The sequence below is a fragment of the Lysinibacillus sp. NPDC059133 genome, assembly GCF_042755925.1.
GTDB lineage: Bacteria > Bacillota > Bacilli > Bacillales_A > Planococcaceae > Lysinibacillus.
In genome coordinates this window covers 189,404-210,185 of the sequence record NZ_JBHZDH010000001.1, presented here as the reverse complement: position 1 = coordinate 210,185, position 20,782 = coordinate 189,404, and the positions used below count along the sequence as shown (strand labels likewise).

The following is a 20,782-nucleotide window of genomic DNA, read 5'->3' as shown; positions in this document are numbered from 1 at the left end:
CATATACTTTTGCATTATGCGCCCCCCTTATATTATCTGTCAACAAAATTCATCATTATTCTGCATTGCGCAGAGCTATGATGCAGGTGCACAGCTTTTTTGTAGAGTATTAAATTCCGACATGAAGAACCTATTTTTATTTACAAAAAGTATTTACGGTTAAATAGTGAGAAAATTTCCTTTCTTCATGTATAATAAAAAAACAATAGAGCCATTGATAGAGATAAATGAGGTGTAGTCCTTGGAATTAAGAAAAATTAAACCGAAAAAAATATATGAGGAAGTGTCCGAAATCCTCTATGAAAAAATTAGAGCTGGCGAACTAAAGCCTGGTGACCGACTCGATTCAGTTGAACAACTTTCCGAACAATTACAAGTAAGTAGATCAGCCATCCGAGAAGCTCTTTCCGCTTTAAAAGCAATGGGGCTTATTGAAATTAAACAGGGTTCAGGTACATTTGTTAAAAGTAATCAATTCAATCAGCTCGATTTTCCATTATCAACTGCCATTTTAACAAATAAGCAAGATATCTCACATTTGTTAGAAGTACGCAAAATTATTGAAGTAGGCACAGCGGCTAGCGCAGCCATTCATCGAACAGACGAGGACCTACAGTCAATGATGCAAATTTTAGATGAGATGAAACATGTACAAGGTGATGGAGAGCTAGGTGAAAAAGCGGATTTTCAATTTCACTCGGCCATTTCTGCAGCATCTCAAAATCCCTTGCTGGCAACTATATTAGACCAGGTTTCAGCTTTAATGATCGAAACGATGAAAGAGACACGTAGAATTTGGTTGTACTCAAAAAAAATAACAAGTGAAATGCTATATGACGAACATATGCAAATTTTCCTCGCAATAAAACAGCAAAATGAAGAACTTGCAAAACATGCTATGGCATCGCATTTAAATAATGTTGAAAAGGTCTTATTGCAATATTTCGAAACAACTGAATCCATAAAATAACAATGGCTGCCTAGTTTTTATAATAGGCAGCTATTTATTTTTTGAAAATTTCAACAAACACCTTTCATTCGTCTGAAAAGTTGTAGTATTATAAAAATAAAATATTTATCACCAAGTCATCAGATGACCTGTTGATTAGTTATTTGAGGAGTAATAGAGACAAAAAGGAGCGATACTCATGAAAGTAACACTTTTTGCGACTTGTTTAGTTGATATGTTTCAAGGTGATGTAGGCAAAGCTGTTGTTGAAGTTCTTGAAAGGCTTGGCTGTGACCTAGACTTTCCTGAAAATCAAATTTGCTGTGGGCAGCCTGCCTACAATAGTGGCTATGTAAAAGAATCTAAAAATGCTATAAAAAAAATGATCACAGCATTTGAACATGCCGAATACGTCGTCTCCCCTTCTGGTTCTTGTGCTTATATGTTTAAGGAATATCCAGAAGTATTTAAGGGCGATCCTGTTTGGGAGCCAAAAGCGCAAGCATTGGCAGATAAAACATATGAATTTACAGAGTTTATTGTACATGTATTAAAGGTCGAGGATGTAGGTGCACATTTAGAGGGCAAGGCTACTTATCATACCTCCTGTCATATGACACGTCTACTCGGTGTTACAGAAGCACCGTTAAAATTATTAAATCAAGTGAAAGGCTTACAGTATGTAGAACTTCCAGGAAAAGATCGATGCTGTGGATTTGGCGGAACGTTTTCAGTAAAAATGGGCAATATTTCAGGCGCAATGGTCAATGAGAAAGTACAGAATGTTGAAGAAACAGGGGCAGACATTCTAATCGGTGCCGATGCGGGTTGCTTAATCAATATCGGTGGCCGAATTAATCGGCAAGGTAAGCCTATTAAAGTCATGCATATTGCGGAAGTATTAAATTGCCGCTAAGAGGGAGGTAAAAGAAATGTCCATGAAAACAAGTGATGAACGATTTAATGATCGAGTATCGAAAGAATTAGAAAATACATTTATGCGCGGAGCTGTGTCAAGCGCACAGGAACGCTTTCAAACACGTCGGCTAAAACAGGCTGATGAGCTCGGACATTGGGAGGAATGGCGCTCTCATGGAGAAGAAATTCGAAAGCATGTGCTTGCGAACTTAGATTATTACTTATATCAGCTGAGTGAAAATGTCGCTAACAGAGGTGGACATGTTTACTTTGCGCAAACCGCGAAAGAAGCGACAGACTATATTCAAGGTGTAGCTAAAAAGAAAAATGCCGCTAAAATAGTGAAATCCAAATCTATGGTGACTGAGGAAATTGATTTAAACGCAGCTTTAGAAGAAATCGGGTGCGAAGTCATTGAAACAGATTTAGGAGAATACATTTTGCAAGTAGATGATCACGAGCCACCCTCTCATATCGTTGCTCCAGCTTTGCATAAAAATAAAGAACAGATTCGTGATATTTTCAAAGAAAAACAAGGCTATGAGAAAAGTGAAAAACCTGAGGATTTAGCCTTATATGTACGTGAAAAATTAAGGCATGAATATTTAACAGCAGATATAGGCATTACAGGCTGTAACTTTGCTATTGCAGAGAGCGGCTCGATAACACTCGTGACGAATGAAGGGAACGCAGATTTAGTAACAGCCTTGCCGAAAACGCAAATTACGGTAATGGGGATGGAAAGAATTGTTCCTACATTTGAAGAAATGGAAGTGCTAGTCAGCTTATTAACTAGAAGCGCAGTTGGACAAAAATTAACAAGCTATATTACAACATTAACGGGGATTAAAGATGATGGTGACACAGATGGACCAGAGGAATTTCATTTAGTCATCGTCGATAATGGACGTTCTGATATTTTAGGGAGTGAGTTCCAGCCTATTTTACAATGTATTCGCTGTGCAGCATGTGTTAATGCTTGTCCTGTTTATCGTCATGTTGGTGGGCATGCTTATGGTTCTATCTATTCTGGGCCAGTAGGTGTCGTTCTTTCACCATTATTAGGCGGCTATGAGGATTTTAAAGAGTTACCATATGCCTCCACATTATGCGGCGCCTGCACTGATGCTTGTCCTGTCAAAATACCGTTACATCAGCTTATTCATAGACATCGCCAAGTAATTGTTGAAAACGAAGGGAAAGCTCCTGTATCAGAAAAGCTATTAATGAAGGCCTTTGGTTTAGGAGCTTCCTCCCCTACCTTATATAAAATGGCTACAAAAATGGCTTCACCAGCAATGGCGCCATTTACAAAAGATCAGAAAATCTCAAATGGCCCAGGCCCACTAAAAGCATGGACAGAAGCAAGGGATTTTCCAGCACCAAATAAAGATAATTTCCGTAACTGGTTTAAACACCGCCAAAGAGGAGGCGATGAATAATGGCAGGTACTATTGAAAATAGAGATGTATTTTTAGCAAACATTGCGAAACAGCTTGGACGTGCGCCAAAAACAGAAATTGCGCGTCCTACATGGCAATATCACCCACAAGATCGCGTCCTAAAAGATAAAACAAAAGATGAGTTAGTAGAGGTTTTAGCTAAACAATGCAAAAATATTCATACGGATATTGTCATTTCAAATACAGCAAATCTTCCAACAGACTTACAAAAAGTAGTTGATAATTATGGAAGTCAATCTGTTATAACATGGAAAGATGAGCGGTTTAAGAGCTTTGGTCTATCATCACTAATGACCGAGCAATGGCCTCAAGTAAATATTCAGCTGTACGAATGGAATTCCGAGCAGCCAGAGGAAAATATTCGACAGGCTGAAAAAGCTAACATCGGCATTACGATTAGTGAAATAACATTAGCAGAATCAGGAACTGCTGTACTTTTTAGTAGTAAGGATAAAGGTAGATCCGTCAGTTTTTTACCCGAGAACTCTATTATTTTAATCCCTAAAAGTACGATCGTTCCACGAATGACTCAAGCAGCCCGCTTAATTAGCGAAAAAATCCGAAATGGCGAGCAAATTGCCTCCTGTATCAACTTTATTACAGGACCAAGTAATTCAGCAGATATCGAAATGATTCTTATTGTTGGTGTACATGGGCCAATGAAAGCCACTTATATAGTAATTGAGGATCAGTAAATCAATTTCGCCTTGGTGTAATTGCTGCTGTCGCTTCGCTTTCGCGCAGAAATCATTTGTAGCTGTCGCATAAAGTTATTTAATTTTCTTATAAAAATATAAGAGCCTTGCTACATGCTAAATTGTAGTAAGGCTCTTTAAAGTTGTTTAATTCTTATCCATTTAAATATGTTTGCACTCAAAATTTAATAATAAAATTGTTTAATTCTATTCAACTAACCTGCTCCGTTAATTCAATAAAGAAAAAAGAGCTGCCAATGCAACTCTATGATCTTTAATTAACGCATCCCGTTTGTTTAAGTACAATTTTTCACAAAATTTGTTGATTATCTACTATTTTATTTACTATATTTCCCTTCGTTTTCTTGAAACAAAAATCATATTCACCATACTTAGTAATAGAACAACTAAAAACATATATAAGGTGATTGGGTCTCCACCCGATGGAACTTCATCAGCTATGTATCCCGCAATAATCATAAGTACCCCTGATACGATACAAGAAACAAAGGCCAACATAATGACCGAATATCCATTTACAACAGATTTTTTTAATAATATTAAAATTAATGTAACTAACAAACTAAAAATAAAAACACCCATTGAAAATTTTAGATAATTAAAAACATCTAATAACATTAAATCAGCCCCTTTTTAGACTTAACGTTTACATATATTACGAAGTTTCCTAAAAATAACCTTACCCATTATTTTCATAATCTCTCAAGTAGTTATTGAACTATTCTGTTCCGTTAGTTCAATAAGAAAAAAGAACTGTCTAAACGGCTCAATGGTCTTCAAGTAACGCCCCCTTTAGTTTAATAAGAAGTTTTATGTGTTATGTATAGTAACTTTCCCTTCTTTATTTTCTTCGTGGTTCCATTCAACTTGAATCTCAAATGTTCCATCTTTAAAAAATAAAGGAAATCTTCTCCGTATCGATGTCTGCATAGGAAGTTTATATGCGCTCTCTATATCTACCCAAACCGCTTTCCCCTCTGGAGCATCTTCCAAGAGTTCACCCTCGAAATCCTTTGTTATGTAATTAAATATCATATATCTATCTTTAGCGACTGGATTAACATATTCATAAAGCCCTTTATAAATAAGGTTTCTAACTTCTAACCCAGTTTCTTCTTTTACTTCTCTGATAGCACTCTCTACAATGCTTTCAGGAAACTCAACTTTACCACCCGGTGGAATAAACCCTTTGAAATTGTCGTACTGTCTATCCAGAAGTAAAACCTTCTCTTCACTTTGAATCATACAAACAGTCCATATTTTATAATTAATAGAATTACTCATAATTCCCTCCATATTTTTCAAATAAATATTACCATATATATGTCCTTCTTATTCAACTAAATTGCGTCTTTAGTTTAAGTAGAAAAAGGCTCTACCTCTTATTGAAGTAAAGCCCCATTAGTTTAAGTGTATACCTTCACAAATATTAAGTTTAATTTTTGGTAAGGTATTGTTTTACCTTTTTCGCATCTTCAAAAGGGTATTGATATTCGAGAATACTTGCTACTTCAATAGCTACTTGCTCAAACAAGTCAATTGTTTCAAACAACGAATTCCAAACTTGTTCGTAATCTCCATTTGGATATGTTTTCATCAATCTTTCCCAAATTTCGTTATCAAGGTAGGACTTTAAGTACTTACTGTTTTTTCCTACACTCAAAGAAAAATTGGTTTCTATACCAACTTTCCACTCAAGCATTATTAGTAACATTTCTCTTACACTATTTAAGTGATCATAGGCGTAAAGTATTTCTTGTCTCCATAATCCTTTTGCGACATAAGTAGAAACCCACCAAAATTCATTACAACAATCAGCAAAAAATTCAGCAGAAGGCTTTTTTACCCAGTAATCTTTATCTGTTGGTTCAGAAAGCTTAGGCATATTGCCATCTTTATCTAATAAAATAACTGTTAATCTATCTTCAGAACAATAAATATCTTTTTCCTCACTCGGAATCAGCATTAAATCAATTCTATTACCATCCTCAAATAGCATTAGATAGGTGAATCTTCCACCCAATTCAGGTGGAAACATTGCCATATCCTCTGGTGTTTGCATTATTATTCTTTTCCCGAAAACATTAACCCAATTAGGATTGATTAGAAACGATTGTAAGTCAGATACAAGATAAACAATATCATAATCTCTGAAAGTATCTTTAGGCACATTAGAATTTGTTCGAGAACCATTCATTGCGACAGCTCGTACTCTTTCATCTTTCTCGGCAACTCGTAATATTAATTCCATCATTTCTTTTTCTGAACGCATTTTTTCTCCTCCTAAATAATTAATTTCGTAATACCCATTTTTATTAGGAGGTGTCCTCTAATTAATAATAAGCGACGTTATATAAAAATTCTATTATGGACATCCTAACTTCTCCAATTATTTTAAGATTAAAATTTAATAATGTATAAAAGTTGATTTTAATTATTTCACTAGCCTGCTCCGATAGCAGCACAAGAAAAAGCCCCTCATAATGAAGAATCGCATCCGTTTCTTGAAGAGGAAGTATTATAATTTAAGTAATAAAACCTTTTTCTCATAGTTGTCTAAGCACCATTGATACTTCTTTAATATATGATTGTTAATTTGTTTTCCCTCATAGTCAAATTCTTCAAAACCAAATTTCCCATAAAAACACTTTAACTCTTCAAATGGTAGACAGTAGATTTCTTTTAAATTACTTTTTTTAGCTTCTTTTACTAAGTAATCTACTAACTCATTTGCAAGCGATAGTCCTCTGAACACATCCAATATACATATACCGCCAATTTCAGCTTCTTCTTCAGCTGATGAATGGTTATGAATCGCTGTTACCACCCTTACCTTCAAAGCGAGACATTAATTCGCTACACTCTCAGTCACTACCTTTTGTTCATAAAACTCTGGATGTGCTTCTTTTAAGACAGATGTTCGTAGCATAACTAGTGATATCGTCACGATAATCACACTTGTGACAAGTAAAATAATCGTGGCTGGGAATGAATCGTACAAAATGCCGTAAACAACCATTCCAATCGGCATCATTGACATTGCCATTGTTTCCATTAATCCCAACACACGTCCACGGTATTCTTCTGAAATTAACTTTTGCATATAAACCATAATTGGCATGTTAATCCCCATCTCAAAAATAGCGAAAATAAAATAGATGACAAGATAAAAGATCACAATGGTTAAATAGGAGAAATTCGTTACTAATGGGACAACTGCCAACCCTAAACTGCTAGCCAACAGTAATAGGCTAAATTTAGAAAAACGTAGTGGGGCCTTGACCTCTGCCCGTGTTGCGAAATAGACGGAAGCAACAAGCATACCAACTGCACCTGAAGCTTCTATAAAACCAAAATGAGTTGATTTAACTTTTAATAATTCAATTATAATATAAGTCCCCCCTACAACGATGGCAGAGAAAAACAAATTAATCCATAATGAAATCCACATTATTGTTTTAACAACTTTTTGTTGCTTAATATAATGAAAGCCACTAACTAGCCCAGCCCACATTTTTTCCTTCTCTGCACTCTGATTTCTTGTACTATAGAGAGTAAAATTCATTGTGGCTTCTAAACAGAATGCAATCACATAGGCCACCATGTGTAGAAGTAAAAATGCTTCCATGGAGAAAAATCCATACATCATTCCCCCGATTACTGGTCCTCCAATTGCTGCGATCGACACTGACATTTGATTAAATGACATTGCTTTTTGTAGGCGTTCTGGATTTACTAGTGTAGCGATTGACGAAGAAAACGTTACACTTGAAAAGGCTGAGCATATTGTATTAAAAACTGTTGCAATATAAATAGCATAAACCGACAAACCGACCATTTCTGTATAGAGTAGTAACCCAACAACGGTCAATATTGTACCTACTTGTGCTAATAAAATTGTGCGTTTTTTTGAATAATTATCAGCTACATAACCCGCCAGAGGTGCGACTAATGCACGAGGCAAAATGGAACAAATCATCGTTGTCGCAAAACTCATCGCTGACCCTGTCAGTGCTAAAATATATAAACCAATTCCAAATGATAATACATGAGACCCTAACAACGAAATCATTTTACTAGCTGTAAATGTCCATAAATGATACGTCGCCCTTTTATATTTTTCCGCTTCATTCATCTAAAATCCCTCCATATTTTTAATTAGGTTAAAAAGTTTAATTTAATTAAACAAAATATAACATATCTTCCTCTTTTCACGCAACAAAAAGTTTAATATAATTAAACAAAGGACATGTTTTAAAAAGGAGGCAAGGCAGTGGACTCTTTAGGCACACGAATTCGCAAATTAAGGAAGGAACGAAAATTAACATTAGAGGCACTTGCTGGTGATCGTCTAACAAAAGGTATGTTAAGCCAAATTGAAAATGATAAGGCCAAGCCTTCGATGGAAAGTCTCGATTATATAGCGGAACGTTTAGGCGTAAAAGCTAGTGAATTGCTTGAACAAGTAACCCCCTCTTCCATACGTCATCTTTTAGAGCAGGTAGAAATTTTATTTGCTGAATTAAAACTTGGTAATACAGATAATGTACAGCAAATTGTAGAGATGATTAAGCCTTATGTAGAAGAGCTTTCGCTTAGTTATGAGGCAGGGCGTTTACTGTATATATATGCAGCAGCACAACATCATGCGAGATTAACTACCTGGGAATCACCGCTTCAACAGGCACGCATTATGTTTAAAGAAATTAATTTACTAAGTCATTGGTTTGAAACCTATATATTACAGTTGGGCATATTATCGGAAGAACGAAAGTACAAAATGGCTTATTCTTGTATTTTGCAGGCGAAAGAAGAAGTTGAGCAGGAAAATTACCAATTAGATTCGAGAGATACTGTGAAAATGGCTTATTATATTAGCGTTTTTCAGTTAGCAATTGGCGAATATGAAGAAGGTAAACAGCTTATATATGAGACCATTACCAATGCACATAAAAATCAATTTTACTCTTATATAGATGATATGTATCGTATTGGGGCGTTTTGTGCCATGATTGACCATGATTTCGAGCAAGTAGAGCATATGCTGAAGAAGCTTGAGCAGTATCGGATTTTTGCCGAACAACTGAGTGTGGATGCTTTGATTTTCGTATTAAGAGCGCATTATTATAACAATTACACGCACGATTATCAGCAGGCCCTAGAAGAAATAGAGCGTTTTGGTACACTTATGCATAATAGCTCGGTTATTTTCGAAAAAAACTTTTACTATTCAGAAAAAGGAAAATCCTTATATTTACTAGGTCAATATGAAGAAGCTAAGGAAGCATTTGAACAGTTTACAAATAATCCTCCATTCATCTTACATCCCTTTGACATATTAAGTTTAAATGAGTGCTTTTCCTATAAAGCACTTTGCTATGCACATTTCGGTGAGTTAACAACTGCCTACGAAATCGCCAAAAGGGCCTATAAGGATTCTCAGGATTTAATCGATCTACCTTATAAACAAAAAATTGAAGAAACTTATTATTCAATTAAAGCACAAATAAATTCGGTTCAATAAATAAAAAGGATTGCACATTAAACATACATTTATGTGCAATCCCTTTTTTATTAGCTCAATTTATCTTTTCTAATTTCCTTCTGAATCTTGCGAAGGGCTTTTTTCGAACCGCGCTCTATATCATGCTGAAGTTTTCGATCTTTATAATCCACAAATAAACTCTCTAAATCATATCCTTCTGGGTATAATTCTGTTGCTGGTAGGTCTAATGCCAAGCGCTTAACATTTACCTTTATGAATTCTCTTTCATATAACACGACAACATTATAGAAATTATCCATTTCTTGATAAACGACTCCAACGTCATCATGATCTAACAACTTCACACGATCTCCCTTTTTAAATTCACACTTTACTGCAGTTTTCTCATTCTCAATCTTGGCCTTCCTGATTTTTCTGTCATTTACTCGTTCTAAATGATGATCCTTATTGTCAATATAGCCTTTCGCTCTTTGTAATACCGTTTCACGTATATTCATTTTCTTAGAAATCCATAGAGCATTACTTTCTCCAGATGTTCCGATCACTAATTTGTATAATGGTTCTAATGTTTCACTATTAAAACGCATCGCCGCATTCATAAAATCACTATGCATTTCTGAGAAACGCTTAATTTCTCCATAATGAGTTGTTGCTACTGTTATACAGCCCATGTGATAGAACTCCTCTAAAATGGAAATCGCCAACGCTGCTCCTTCATTTGGTTCCGTACCGCTACCTATTTCATCAAACAGCAAAAGAGTATTATTATTGGATGCCCTCATAATATCTGAAAGGTTTTTCATATGGGATGAAAACGTACTAAGTGCATTTTCAATACTTTGATTATCACCAATGTCTACAAAAATATGATCGTATATAGCTATTTCAGTACCTTTATCCGCAACAATATGGAAGCCTGACATTGTAGCCAATGTTAACAAGCCAATAGTTTTTAGAACAACTGTTTTTCCGCCAGCATTCGGTCCTGTAATGATTAAGCTGCGATAGTCTTTACCAATTTCAAAATGAAGTGGCACCGCCTCACCTATTAACAGTGGATGCTTGCAATTGACGAGCTTCACATAGCCAACATCATTTAAACTCGGTTCTACGCCTCCAATATGCTTGCTAAACTTGGCTTTAGCAAACACCATATCATATTGGCTAATTAACTCCATGTTGATGTTGATTTCACGAATATTTTCCATCAGTAATCCTGATAACGTCGCTAAAATCTGATATTCCTCCACCGCTTCCTCTGCCTTCAAAGTGGCCAATTCCACATTTAATTTAGCGACAGCACTTGGCTCCATAAAGACCGTAGCACCTTTTGATGAAATTTCTACTACCGTCCCTTGCACATGATTCTTATAGGAAGCCTTAATAGGAATCGTGTATCGATCATCCTTTTTACTTATAAAAAATTCCTGGATATATGTTTTATTTGCACTATTATTTAAAAATTTTGCTAAGCGGTCTTTAATTTTTTCCTCTGTTGTTTCGATATGATTTCGGATACGCTTTAATTCTCTACTAGCAGCTGAATCAACACGATTAGCTTTAATCGCAAAGTTAATTTCTTCTTCCACACTTTTAAATTCAGACATCGAAATAGCATAGGATGCAAGTACTGGTGCAAAAAATTCTTTTTCCAGCATAAATTTTTTAATTTTTCTACAGCCTCTTAAAAAGTCTGAGATGCTTACTAACTCACTAGGGTCTAAAATAATGCCCTTTTCAAGTTTTTTAATCGTATTGTCAATATTAGATACCCCTAAAAACGGGACATGACCTTCCGCATCTAAAATTGCTCGTGCCTCAGTCGTTTCATTCAAACGATTTTTAACAACTGTCAAATTTGAGCTCGGCGTTAATTTATCTAATAACTGTTTCCCTAACCCACTGACACAGTATGATTTAACGATATCCTTCAATTCATTGTATTGTAACTTCTCAAAAGTAGTATGATTCATTCTAAATTCTCCTCACGTTGATTTTCCATAATCGTTCATGAAGATACCTACTCATTTAGATATCAATGATTTTTTATTCAATTAAAAAAGACAAAAAAGCTGTGGGGATCCCACAGCTTTTTACATTACAAGGCATGTGTAAGAAGCATCGTGAAAAAACTTCAACAAAATGAAGTACATTCAGAGCATTCCACGCTTTATAAAGTATTGTAGGTATCTTCATAGGTATCGAAATAAATCCACGACTAAATAAGGGGTCACTTTATGACGTAAATCCCCCGTCGTCATTAAATTTATTTCATTTAGTTGTTCCTATTTAGAGCCTACCGCACTCATCAAAAGCACCTCTCATTAATTTAAAATATTCATCATTGTTATCTAATTGATTGACATAATATTACTATATGCTGCCAAAAAAGTAAAGTTACTTATTTTTGTCTTACAATAAAAGAAATCTCAACCGTACCGTGCTCAATCTCCTTCCATATGACTAAGTTTTGCACAAAGATAACCAACTATATATTCTCTTCTTGTCATTTCTTCTACATCTTGATTAACAACTAGTCTTCTATAGCTTCCTAAATAACGTGCCATAATTCTGTAGTTGCATACTTTTTATACGGGTGATTCATTTTAATTCCTACTTTTTATTCCTTCTAGTTTAAATACCCAAAATATATTACCATACAAATATTTCATAGTTATACAGTAACGATGGTCCCGTCCCCTTATATAATTCCTTTCAGCTATGCAAAAAAGACCTGTAGAAAATGTCTACAAGTCCTTTTTTAGGCTGATTTATGATGTGCTCTTCTCACTTCAATGATTTTCGAGCCCGAAAACAGTAGTAAGGCTGCCCAAATAATGCTAAATGCTAATAGTTCTATTTGACTAAACGGTTCTTTATAAAGCACGATCCCTAAAACTAACACAATCGTTGGTGATACGTATTGAATAAAGCCTAATAAATAGAGTGGAATATTTTGTGCACCTTTTGCAAATAAAATTAATGGCACGGCTGTCACTATACCACTCACAATCATGAGGATGTCTGTTTGCACATCAACATGTAAAAATGATGCTTGATTCGTTGTAAAAAGGTAAATATAGTAGCCTAATGCAAACGGTAGAATAAATAACGTTTCAATGGCTAGACCTCTTGTCGCATCAAGCTTAATTTTCTTTTTCAGAACACCGTAAATGGCGAAGGATAAAGCAATAAGAAGTGCTACCCATGGAATTGATCCATAATTAATCGTTAAAATAATGACAGCAATAAAGGCAATTCCGGTAGCCGCCCATTGCGTACGACTAAGTGTTTCTTTAAAGAAAACAACCCCAAATATCACTGACAGTAAAGGATTAATATAATAGCCTAAGCTCGTTTCTATTAAGTGGTTATGAGTAACTGCCCAAATATATAAAAACCAGTTCATTGAAATAACAAATGAAGCCCCAACAAGTTGCCAAAAATGCTTTTGGTGTGACCACAAATATTTTAAGTCTGCGAGAAGTTCCTTACGCATTCCAAATACTATTACTGCTAGTACTGTAAAGACAAAGGACCAAATGACGCGTGACAGTAAAATTTCCAAACTCGGCACATGCTCAAGTAATTTCCAATAAAGCGGAAATGCACCCCACAAAGCATAGGCAAAAAATGCCGCCAAAACCCCTTTTTTCTCATTTGACATTGCCTCTAACTCTCCTACTCTTGTTGAAATCGATAAAATTTACCTAATTAAAGAATAGACTAATTATAGGGCTTTGATTGTTAACTGTAAATGACGAATTTGATTTGGGTGCTATGCTTTATTCTTGGATTCAAGCTCTGAGATATATTTACGTACCATACTATAGCTGATATCTGGATTGATTTGTCGTTTTATACGAATATGGATTTCCTTAATCCCTACTCCCTGCTCTCGCATATCACGAATCATAGATTTTAATGGGCTTGAAAGTGTTTCCCTCGACAAGGTAGTGTATTTACTCAGCTCAATTAGTAGCTCTGTATTTTGTCGACGATGCTCCTTTAGCTCATTTACGACACAATTATATTCTGTCAACTTTTTTTGTAAGACGGCGTTTTGCTGCTTTATTTTTTGCATGTCTTCCACAAGTTCTAAATTTTGTTTCTTTAAAATTTTTCTCTCTTGCTCTAAAATAGTGTGCTTTTCATCTAAATCTATATGCATGGCATTGTACAGCTCTTCAATATGCGTTAATTCATGGTAGCGACTTTTTAACACGAGCATTAGGTTTTCTGTCGTATTAATCGCAAGTGTTCCATCCTTTAAAGGCTCACAGGATAATAAAGTTGGATTCATTTTGCTCATCATCTTTTATTTACTCCATGATTGATTATTTTATGTAATCGAATTGCATTGTTTAGCATTTTTCCGCTTCCTTCTCATTTGATAATCATTCTCATTTACCTTATCATAATGAAGAATTTCTGATTTGTCAAAAAAACTTCTTGCAAAGTAAGATTGCAAGAAGTTTCACGATTACATTTTTTTCAGTTTTTCGTATTCTAGCTGCAGACGTTCAATACGTTTACGGCCATCCTCACGATTTTTAGCTGTTTCTGCTTGAATTTGCTTCGTTTCTTGAATACCAGACATAATTGTTTGCCATGTCGTTTCAATTGTTTCGATTTTAATGCTTGGGCTACCAGCCGCACGCGCGATATTAACGCTATTTTTACTAATATTTTCTGCATTTTTGACAAGCATTTCATTTGTACGACGGTCTAATTCACTCATTGAATCAGAAATAAGCTTTTGGCGCTTTAACGTCACCGCATGAATAAGCCCTTGCTTGAATATAGGAATTGTTGTCACAAATGCAGAGTTAATTTTAGCAATTAAGTGGTTATTTCCTTGCTGCATTAATCGAATTTGTGGAGCAGATTGGAATGACACTTGTTGCGCCATTTCTAAATCATAACGACGTTGTTCTAGTAAATCAACGGCACGTACCATTGTTTCATATTCCATTGCTGCTAATTGATCGCCTGTTTGCGCTTTTTGTTCTAGTACTGGTAATGATGAACGTACTTCATCTGTTTTTACTTCAATTGCTGCAATAAATTTACTTAACGTTTGGAAATAGTTTAAGTTTTGATCATATAAGTTTTCTAAATCAACTGTATTATGTTTCATTTCACCTTCGTATTTTTGAACCTCACGGAAAATGACATCAACTTCCTTGTTCATGCTGTCATATTTGGATAGAAACTTTTCTAATTGTTCCTTTCCTTTACTGAACAGCTTCGTAAGGAAGCCACCTTTTTTATCCTCCGCAAAATCTTGAGGATCAAATTTATCCATAATTCTATTTAAATTATTTAATAATACACTTGATTCCTCAAGCTTACTTGTTTTCATCGTTGCTAGCATTTTATCTGAAAAGGTAGAAATACCATTCGCTGTTTCTTTTCCAAGCTCTAGCATAGCAATTTGATCTTTCACATCAATTTTTTGTGCTAATGAATGAACCTCAGGATCTTGCTTTAATTTAAGTTGGTTCTGTGCAATTTGTGATAGCTCCTGCTCAGAAACAAGTACTGGTTTTTGCTCTTGCTCCACCTGTAATAATGGATTGGGTTGTAATAATGGATTTTCTGATGCGAATGGATCCTTTGATTTTAATAGGTCGTTGTCGAATTCAGACATAAAGTTTTACCCCCTGCGATTTATCTCTTTTACTTACATACGATTCCAAGCTGAAAAAGTTTCATTTTAGTCGGGCCTTGCCAAATAAGAGTTGCTAAATATAGGGGAACCCCCGTGATGCTCTAGTTGATTCTCTTATGTTGCAAGACGTTATATAGATGATTTTGTTAATAAAGCTTCAATCCTTGTTTGAGATAACAAAACGTCACTCTCTACTATAAATTATAGCTTGTTTCATTAGGAAATTCGACTGTACACACGAAATACTTTACACCATTTTCTATTATTGGAATGTTAGAACTGAAAAAGCAGCTACTTCATGTAGCTGCTTTCATCATCATGTTGTCACTTTTAGTACTGTCTTAATTTTTTGGATAACGCCACCTGAACTATAAGTTAGCACGCTGCGTTTATAGAATGATATGCTGAATAAGTAAGTCACAATAATTGTTGCGATTAAAATACCTAACGATAAAAGTGGTACCGTTACACCTATATCAGTAGCCCCGATACGCATCGGCATGATCATTCCAGACGTAAATGGAATATAAGAGAATACCTTAATGATCATTGTATCTGGATTACCCATTCCCGTTATCATAACATAGAAACCAATGATAGTAATCATCATGGCTGGCATTAATACTTGACCTGATTCTTCAACTTTAGACACTAAAGAACCGAATAATGCTCCTACAATTAAGTAAAGAATAATTGTTAGTAGTAAGAATAAAATGGCGTATATCACATAACCTATCGATAATTCTTTAACAATGCTAGCTGCCATATCCCAAACAAAACCGTTCTTCGCAAATTTCGCATAGATTAGGAAGACAACTGTAATAATACCCATCTGTGTTAATGCGAGTAAAAGCACACCAGCAATTTTTGCTTTAAAATGGGTAGCTGGCTTTACACTAACTAGTAGCATTTCCATTGCACGTGAACCTTTTTCAGTAGCAATTTCCGTTGTAATCATAGATAGGAATGTAGAAATAAAGAAATAGATTAAAATTCCAACTGCATAAGATACCACTAGTCCTGATTGTTTTTCTTCTTCGCTTTTACCACCATTAGACTCTTTATTTAAGTTTTTCTCACCGATAATCGTTTTTGCACTCATAATTTGAGCTGCTTGGTCGGGCGTTAATGATAACTGTTGTACAGCATAATTTTGGCCAGCAAGTTGCAGTATCGAATTTATCGCACCTTGATCATTTAATTTCAACGGAGTGAAAGTAGAAATTTCAGCATGTAGTTGTCCATCTTGATCTGTTATTTTAACAACGGCATCTAGCTTTTCGTCTTTGACCTTTTTCTCTAGCTCCGATATATTCGATTCATTTTGTATAAATTCCATATCGCCATTCGATACAAAGAGACTGCTTAAATCGGCTGTTGTTTCGTTGACAATCGCAATTTGTTGCACATGATCATCACCTGTAAAAAGCTCTTTAATATCTGACCAAAAAACTGCAACGGACATCCCGAGTATATAAATGACTGTCATTACAACAAAGGATTTTGATTTTATTTTTGATTTGTAAAGCTGTTTCATTAATAAATTAAACTTCGACAACGTTGCCACCTACCTTATCTTTAAAGATTTCATCTAACGATAAATAATCTAAGCTGAATTTTTCTATATATTTACCATTGGAAAGCTTCTCGAAAATACTTTGTGCATAGCTCTCATCCTCCAGAGTGAGCACAGTTTGCTCTTTCTCCACTCTGACATCTTTGACTCCTTCAAGTGTCAACAATTGAGTTGTCGACCACTCTGTACGTACTGCCAATCTAGTTTTTCCGTATTGTTTCTTTAAATCTAGTAGACTACCTGAAAATAGAGAAACTCCACGTTTTAATAGACAAAGATGATCGCATAGCTCCTCTACATTATCCATCTGGTGACTGGAGAACAAAATCGTTGTGCCCTGTTCTTTTAAAAGCAATATAGCATCCCTCAGTAAATCTTTATTCACAGGATCAAGTCCACTGAATGGTTCGTCTAGTATTAAGAACTGCGGTTTATGAATAAAGCTAGCAATCAGTTGTACTTTTTGCTGATTCCCTTTTGATAAAGTTTCAGCCTTATCTTTCCTTCTATCTTCGAGCTCAAATCGGCTAATCCAATAGTCAATCTCCTTCTTTAACTCCGACTTCTTCATGCCACGTAGCTCGCCAAAAAAGTAAAGTTGATCCTCCACCTTCATCGTCGGAAAAATGCCTCGTTCCTCTGGTAAATAGCCGAGTACATCACGGTTGATAGCATTAACGGGTTTGCCATCCCATGTAATCGTTCCAGCCGTTGTCTCCTGTAAATCTAAAATCATTCGGAATGTCGTTGTTTTGCCGGCTCCATTTTGACCAATCAGCCCAAAAATCTCACCTTTTTTTATGGTAAAATTCAGATTATCGACCGCTGTGAAATCTTTGTATTTCTTTGTGACTTGTTCTAATTGTAATGTCATCTTTTTTCCCCCTTACGCTTCAAATATATGTAATTCTCGTTGCAGTCCTTTTTTACGCCTTTCATTTTTAATAATCTGTATACACATGATCATTACGACTACAAAATTTATGAATGATACTCCCATGTTTAAGAATCTTTCTGTAGATTCACCAAGTCCAATATAAAGATTGATAAATCCAAAAAAAAGATTTAGCAATGTTGCTGCTATAAAAAGACGGCTTATTGATTTTAAATACTTTATTTTCGAAGAACTATCTGAAAATAATTCAAATGGCCCCTCTGATTTATTCTTTCGGTAATATGCCCAACATCCAAATTTTGAAACAAACTCAATATTCATCGTCTCTAAAAAATCATAGTAGTCCTGCTTTTTACCTTTAACTAGTTCATTGCGATAAATGTATTGACCAGGTTCCCCTTTTTCAAAAATAAAGTAACCCACCATTGTACGCTTTAGATGCCAACCTTGTTCCGCCATATCATTAACCCATGCTTCTTCTTTTTCATGATCGAAAAAAAAATGATACACTCTTTTATTCATAAAGTTCCACCTCCCATCTATTAATCTTATGCAACTGATGCGAACTCATGGTTAAATATCGTCTTACTATAGTAGTCATAATAACGTTACCTTTTCCCTGTTGAATTATTTAATTTTTCTGATTTCCCGGAAAATAATTCGAAGAAAAAGTAACTTTCTTATAAAATTAGCTCTATTGTAACTACCCTTCTCAGACATCTCCTAAACTAATCTGTGAACAAATCCAAATCCTTCTTCAATTTATTACGCACACGCACAAGTTTTAAGAATGGTATAAAATATAACACGACCAAAAGAATATTACTGATATTCTTTGATAATTTAATCCATTCTATTGCCTGTGTTAAAAAAATCCCACTCAGACCAATTAATCCCAAAACCAAATTAAGAAGGATAAGCGATAGTAGCACCGAATTTTTTTGAGAAAACTTACTAATTTTATTTTTCTTATCAGAGTAAAGTTCAAAAGGTCCATCATCTGGCTTCCTGAAGAATACGATACAGCCAGAACGATCTACCTGTAATTCCCGAGGACTTTAGAAATTCTAAGTATTCATCTTCGTATGAGGCACCAAATCGCTCCAATTCATCATGCCGATAAATATAGCTACCTGGTTCCCCACTTTCGAACGTAAAACGTATCCAAGTGAACTTTTTTAAATGCCAACCTTGGCTTGCCATATCGTTAACTCATTTCTCAATATCATACGGGTTAAAGACTCATCGATATTTATCCATTTGTTCCATCATCCTTTGTTATACGGATACCATTGTCAAAAAGTTCCCTTAATCTCAAAATTTCGTATTTAATAACTTTCTTTCCACTTTCTGTAATGATGTATTCTTTTTTTCGGCCGTCACCATCTAGCGCCTCAATCCACCCTCGTTCGAGCAATGTTTTGATTGCTCCATAAATCGTTCCCGCTCCAAGACGAACTCGACCATTACTCATTTCCTCTACCAGTTGCATGATGCCGTAGCCATGCCTAGCATCAAATAACGCTAATAAAATATAATAAACGCCTTCTGTTAATGGCGGATGCTCTTGCGTCATACGAATCCCCCTTTTATATCGTCTAACAATATATCGTCAGCTGATACATATAAAATATATCAGCTGACGATATAGTTGTCAACGCTATTTTTTCCATAAAAAGTTATTATATTCTTAGTGTAGCACTATGAGGTTGTTTTGATTCACTACGAGTGATTTTCCTGGATAACTGAACATCTAAGCAGTTCTTGGCATTAACAAAAGCAATCTTTGGTCATCCAAACGTTTATTGATTTCCACTGTCCTTCAGTATTTATATTGCATATGAAATGACTCTATGCTAGTGTCGCCTTTGCCCTTCCGCTATTAACGATTGGCTTAATGCATCTATTTAATATTTCAAGTCAAGTAAATTTTTTAACAGTATATCTTTTTCAAGCATTAATGTTCTGGGCTTTCCTCTGCCTAGCACAAGCCTTTATCATCATTTTTGGTAACTTGGGTATGATTTTTAATATTTGCGCTCTTTCTATGCAGCTTGTTACTTCAGGTGCTCTTGTTTCACAAGCGATGCTATCTGATTTTTACTACAAACTAGCGTCGCTTCTTCCAGCTAGTTACGGAGCAGATGGCTATTACACAATTATTTTTGGTGGAAGCACTGATAATTTAATGAGTAATTGTAGCTCGTTAGGAATGATCATTGCAGTAACATTGGCCATTTCCGCCATCGTCGTTGCTTTTAAAAAATCAAAAGTAAAAAGCGAAAGCGAGCAAATAGTCCCTGCTACTGTTCAATAAAATTGTCAAAAAAGCGATGTACTAATGATGAGTTAGTACATCGCTGATAGAGTTAAAAAACAAAATGATAAAGGATATCTTTGTGTATGTTATGGAGCTTTAAATGAAGATGATTTCCGTTCCAGGCTAGCCCATCAACAATAACGAATAACTTTTATAAATTTTATGTGTGTGTCAAAAGTGAACGCTATTAAAACTCAGCATAATCAATCAGAATAGACTTATAACAGTGACATAATACATGCTAGAAGACACATACTTTGCGAAGTGGTTGATTGGAGTGGAGACTGAGCGACTCCTTGGGGATTAGCGTCACAGATGAGACCCTGGAGCGAGCAAATAGAGGAACGAAGGCTAAGAGCATCACATCCTGTGATAACGCCTTCGTGACCAACATCCTGTTGACCCAAGCGGCTCATCGGACGCCCCCAGGAAAGCGCTCAGTCGGAACGGAAATCAACCTCTCATTTTGCCGAGAGCTATACATTATTTACTATGATACCTAAATTTTATTGACATTTAGTTAGTATATCGCTCATTAACTCGCCTATTTTGTTCCACTCTTCTATGCCATCATTCATTACTTTTCACCAATTCGCAAAATAGCAGCCAGTTGTTTATTTAAGGTACTTGCGCTGTCCACAAAATCCTGGCGATACCATTGAATAATTAGACCGATGATTGCATTTGCTTGATATGCACTGTAATATTCAATGGATATCTCATCATGTATTTCATTATGGATGGTGATATCTCTTTTTAGCAGAG

The 20,782-nt window shown here is 35.3% G+C and carries 20 protein-coding genes and 1 pseudogene; 6 read left to right on the top strand and 15 right to left on the bottom strand.

Going from position 1 to position 20,782, the window contains the following annotated elements; genetic code table 11:
• The first annotated feature begins 241 nt into the window (after positions 1-241).
• From ACFXN8_RS01010 to ACFXN8_RS00995, 4 genes are all read left to right on the top strand, one after another.
• The gene (locus ACFXN8_RS01010; RefSeq protein ID WP_376071976.1) at positions 242-970 is read left to right on the top strand and encodes a FadR/GntR family transcriptional regulator; all 729 of its coding nucleotides are present in this window, start codon (positions 242-244) and stop codon (positions 968-970) included.
• Between the two features lie 178 nt (positions 971-1,148).
• Complete coding sequence (locus ACFXN8_RS01005) at positions 1,149-1,865, top strand: (Fe-S)-binding protein (RefSeq protein ID WP_376071973.1); 717 nt, start codon at positions 1,149-1,151, stop codon at positions 1,863-1,865.
• Between the two features lie 16 nt (positions 1,866-1,881).
• Positions 1,882-3,309 carry a LutB/LldF family L-lactate oxidation iron-sulfur protein gene (locus ACFXN8_RS01000; RefSeq protein ID WP_386842062.1) on the top strand — a complete coding sequence of 476 codons (1,428 nt, stop codon included), beginning with the start codon at positions 1,882-1,884 and terminating at the stop codon, positions 3,307-3,309.
• Positions 3,309-4,025: a LutC/YkgG family protein gene (locus tag ACFXN8_RS00995; RefSeq protein WP_386842060.1), complete on the top strand. Its 717-nt coding sequence runs from the start codon at positions 3,309-3,311 to the stop codon at positions 4,023-4,025. The genes ACFXN8_RS01000 and ACFXN8_RS00995 overlap by 1 nt, the downstream gene beginning before the upstream one ends.
• Before the next feature lie 345 nt (positions 4,026-4,370).
• On the opposite strand, the gene ACFXN8_RS00990 is transcribed toward ACFXN8_RS00995, so the two are convergent.
• The 5 genes from ACFXN8_RS00990 to ACFXN8_RS00970 all read right to left on the bottom strand — a co-directional run bounded on the left by ACFXN8_RS00990 (position 4,371) and on the right by ACFXN8_RS00970 (position 8,181).
• A complete protein-coding gene (locus ACFXN8_RS00990; protein WP_386842058.1) occupies positions 4,371-4,664 on the bottom strand; it encodes a hypothetical protein in 294 nt (97 codons plus the stop codon).
• Positions 4,665-4,856: 192 nt separating this feature from the next.
• Positions 4,857-5,330, bottom strand: a complete 474-nt coding sequence (locus tag ACFXN8_RS00985; RefSeq protein WP_386842056.1) for an 8-oxo-dGTP diphosphatase — start codon at positions 5,328-5,330, stop codon at positions 4,857-4,859.
• Positions 5,331-5,481: 151 nt separating this feature from the next.
• Positions 5,482-6,318 carry an aminoglycoside 6-adenylyltransferase gene (locus tag ACFXN8_RS00980; RefSeq protein WP_386842054.1) on the bottom strand — a complete coding sequence of 279 codons (837 nt, stop codon included), beginning with the start codon at positions 6,316-6,318 and terminating at the stop codon, positions 5,482-5,484.
• A 246-nt stretch (positions 6,319-6,564) separates the two neighbouring features.
• Positions 6,565-6,873: a GNAT family N-acetyltransferase gene (locus tag ACFXN8_RS00975; RefSeq protein WP_386842052.1), complete on the bottom strand. Its 309-nt coding sequence runs from the start codon at positions 6,871-6,873 to the stop codon at positions 6,565-6,567.
• Positions 6,874-6,894: 21 nt separating this feature from the next.
• Complete coding sequence (locus ACFXN8_RS00970) at positions 6,895-8,181, bottom strand: MFS transporter (RefSeq protein ID WP_386842050.1); 1,287 nt, start codon at positions 8,179-8,181, stop codon at positions 6,895-6,897.
• 138 nt (positions 8,182-8,319) lie between these two features.
• On the opposite strand from ACFXN8_RS00970, the gene ACFXN8_RS00965 reads away from it, so the two are divergent.
• Entirely contained in the window at positions 8,320-9,570 is a 1,251-nt protein-coding gene (locus ACFXN8_RS00965) for a helix-turn-helix domain-containing protein (RefSeq protein ID WP_386842048.1), read from the top strand.
• Between the two features lie 50 nt (positions 9,571-9,620).
• On the opposite strand, the gene ACFXN8_RS00960 is transcribed toward ACFXN8_RS00965, so the two are convergent.
• From ACFXN8_RS00960 to ACFXN8_RS00920, 9 genes are all read right to left on the bottom strand, one after another.
• Positions 9,621-11,525: an endonuclease MutS2 gene (locus ACFXN8_RS00960; protein ID WP_386842046.1), complete on the bottom strand. Its 1,905-nt coding sequence runs from the start codon at positions 11,523-11,525 to the stop codon at positions 9,621-9,623.
• A gap of 788 nt (positions 11,526-12,313) precedes the next feature.
• A complete protein-coding gene (gene rarD, locus ACFXN8_RS00955; protein WP_386842044.1) occupies positions 12,314-13,219 on the bottom strand; it encodes an EamA family transporter RarD in 906 nt (301 codons plus the stop codon).
• 111 nt (positions 13,220-13,330) lie between these two features.
• Complete coding sequence (locus ACFXN8_RS00950) at positions 13,331-13,867, bottom strand: hypothetical protein (protein WP_386842042.1); 537 nt, start codon at positions 13,865-13,867, stop codon at positions 13,331-13,333.
• Between the two features lie 168 nt (positions 13,868-14,035).
• The gene (locus ACFXN8_RS00945; protein WP_386842040.1) at positions 14,036-15,205 is read right to left on the bottom strand and encodes a toxic anion resistance protein; all 1,170 of its coding nucleotides are present in this window, start codon (positions 15,203-15,205) and stop codon (positions 14,036-14,038) included.
• A gap of 337 nt (positions 15,206-15,542) precedes the next feature.
• Entirely contained in the window at positions 15,543-16,793 is a 1,251-nt protein-coding gene (locus tag ACFXN8_RS00940) for an ABC transporter permease (RefSeq protein WP_386842038.1), read from the bottom strand.
• Complete coding sequence (locus ACFXN8_RS00935; RefSeq protein ID WP_386842036.1) at positions 16,771-17,676, bottom strand: ABC transporter ATP-binding protein; 906 nt, start codon at positions 17,674-17,676, stop codon at positions 16,771-16,773. Before ACFXN8_RS00935 ends, ACFXN8_RS00940 begins: the two co-directional genes overlap by 23 nt.
• A 12-nt stretch (positions 17,677-17,688) precedes the next feature.
• The gene (locus tag ACFXN8_RS00930; RefSeq protein ID WP_386842034.1) at positions 17,689-18,219 is read right to left on the bottom strand and encodes a DUF2812 domain-containing protein; all 531 of its coding nucleotides are present in this window, start codon (positions 18,217-18,219) and stop codon (positions 17,689-17,691) included.
• Between the two features lie 474 nt (positions 18,220-18,693).
• Complete coding sequence (locus ACFXN8_RS00925) at positions 18,694-18,900, bottom strand: DUF2812 domain-containing protein (protein WP_376071926.1); 207 nt, start codon at positions 18,898-18,900, stop codon at positions 18,694-18,696.
• 49 nt (positions 18,901-18,949) lie between these two features.
• Entirely contained in the window at positions 18,950-19,273 is a 324-nt protein-coding gene (locus tag ACFXN8_RS00920) for a PadR family transcriptional regulator (RefSeq protein WP_386842032.1), read from the bottom strand.
• Between the two features lie 321 nt (positions 19,274-19,594).
• Between ACFXN8_RS00920 and ACFXN8_RS00915 the strand changes: the two genes are divergently transcribed.
• Entirely contained in the window at positions 19,595-20,014 is a 420-nt protein-coding gene (locus ACFXN8_RS00915; RefSeq protein ID WP_386842030.1) for an ABC-2 transporter permease, read from the top strand.
• 580 nt (positions 20,015-20,594) lie between these two features.
• Here ACFXN8_RS00915 and ACFXN8_RS00910 read toward each other — a convergent pair.
• Positions 20,595-20,782: pseudogene (locus ACFXN8_RS00910) on the bottom strand (TetR/AcrR family transcriptional regulator); the annotation flags it as partial.

What these genes read in the sequence shown, in the direction of transcription:
- ACFXN8_RS01005 (WP_376071973.1), top strand. Translation starts at nt 1,149, where the DNA reads ATGAAAGTAACACTTTTTGCGACTTGTTTAGTTGATATGTTTCAAGGT.
- ACFXN8_RS01000 (WP_386842062.1), top strand. Translation starts at nt 1,882, where the DNA reads ATGTCCATGAAAACAAGTGATGAACGATTTAATGATCGAGTATCGAAA.
- ACFXN8_RS00995 (WP_386842060.1), top strand. Translation starts at nt 3,309, where the DNA reads ATGGCAGGTACTATTGAAAATAGAGATGTATTTTTAGCAAACATTGCG.
- ACFXN8_RS00990 (WP_386842058.1), bottom strand. Translation starts at nt 4,664, where the DNA reads ATGTTATTAGATGTTTTTAATTATCTAAAATTTTCAATGGGTGTTTTT.
- ACFXN8_RS00985 (WP_386842056.1), bottom strand. Translation starts at nt 5,330, where the DNA reads ATGAGTAATTCTATTAATTATAAAATATGGACTGTTTGTATGATTCAA.
- ACFXN8_RS00980 (WP_386842054.1), bottom strand. Translation starts at nt 6,318, where the DNA reads ATGCGTTCAGAAAAAGAAATGATGGAATTAATATTACGAGTTGCCGAG.
- ACFXN8_RS00970 (WP_386842050.1), bottom strand. Translation starts at nt 8,181, where the DNA reads ATGAATGAAGCGGAAAAATATAAAAGGGCGACGTATCATTTATGGACA.
- ACFXN8_RS00960 (WP_386842046.1), bottom strand. Translation starts at nt 11,525, where the DNA reads ATGAATCATACTACTTTTGAGAAGTTACAATACAATGAATTGAAGGAT.
- rarD (WP_386842044.1), bottom strand. Translation starts at nt 13,219, where the DNA reads ATGTCAAATGAGAAAAAAGGGGTTTTGGCGGCATTTTTTGCCTATGCT.
- ACFXN8_RS00950 (WP_386842042.1), bottom strand. Translation starts at nt 13,867, where the DNA reads ATGATGAGCAAAATGAATCCAACTTTATTATCCTGTGAGCCTTTAAAG.
- ACFXN8_RS00945 (WP_386842040.1), bottom strand. Translation starts at nt 15,205, where the DNA reads ATGTCTGAATTCGACAACGACCTATTAAAATCAAAGGATCCATTCGCA.
- ACFXN8_RS00935 (WP_386842036.1), bottom strand. Translation starts at nt 17,676, where the DNA reads ATGACATTACAATTAGAACAAGTCACAAAGAAATACAAAGATTTCACA.
- ACFXN8_RS00930 (WP_386842034.1), bottom strand. Translation starts at nt 18,219, where the DNA reads ATGAATAAAAGAGTGTATCATTTTTTTTTCGATCATGAAAAAGAAGAA.
- ACFXN8_RS00925 (WP_376071926.1), bottom strand. Translation starts at nt 18,900, where the DNA reads ATGGCAAGCCAAGGTTGGCATTTAAAAAAGTTCACTTGGATACGTTTT.
- ACFXN8_RS00920 (WP_386842032.1), bottom strand. Translation starts at nt 19,273, where the DNA reads ATGACGCAAGAGCATCCGCCATTAACAGAAGGCGTTTATTATATTTTA.
- ACFXN8_RS00915 (WP_386842030.1), top strand. Translation starts at nt 19,595, where the DNA reads ATGCATCTATTTAATATTTCAAGTCAAGTAAATTTTTTAACAGTATAT.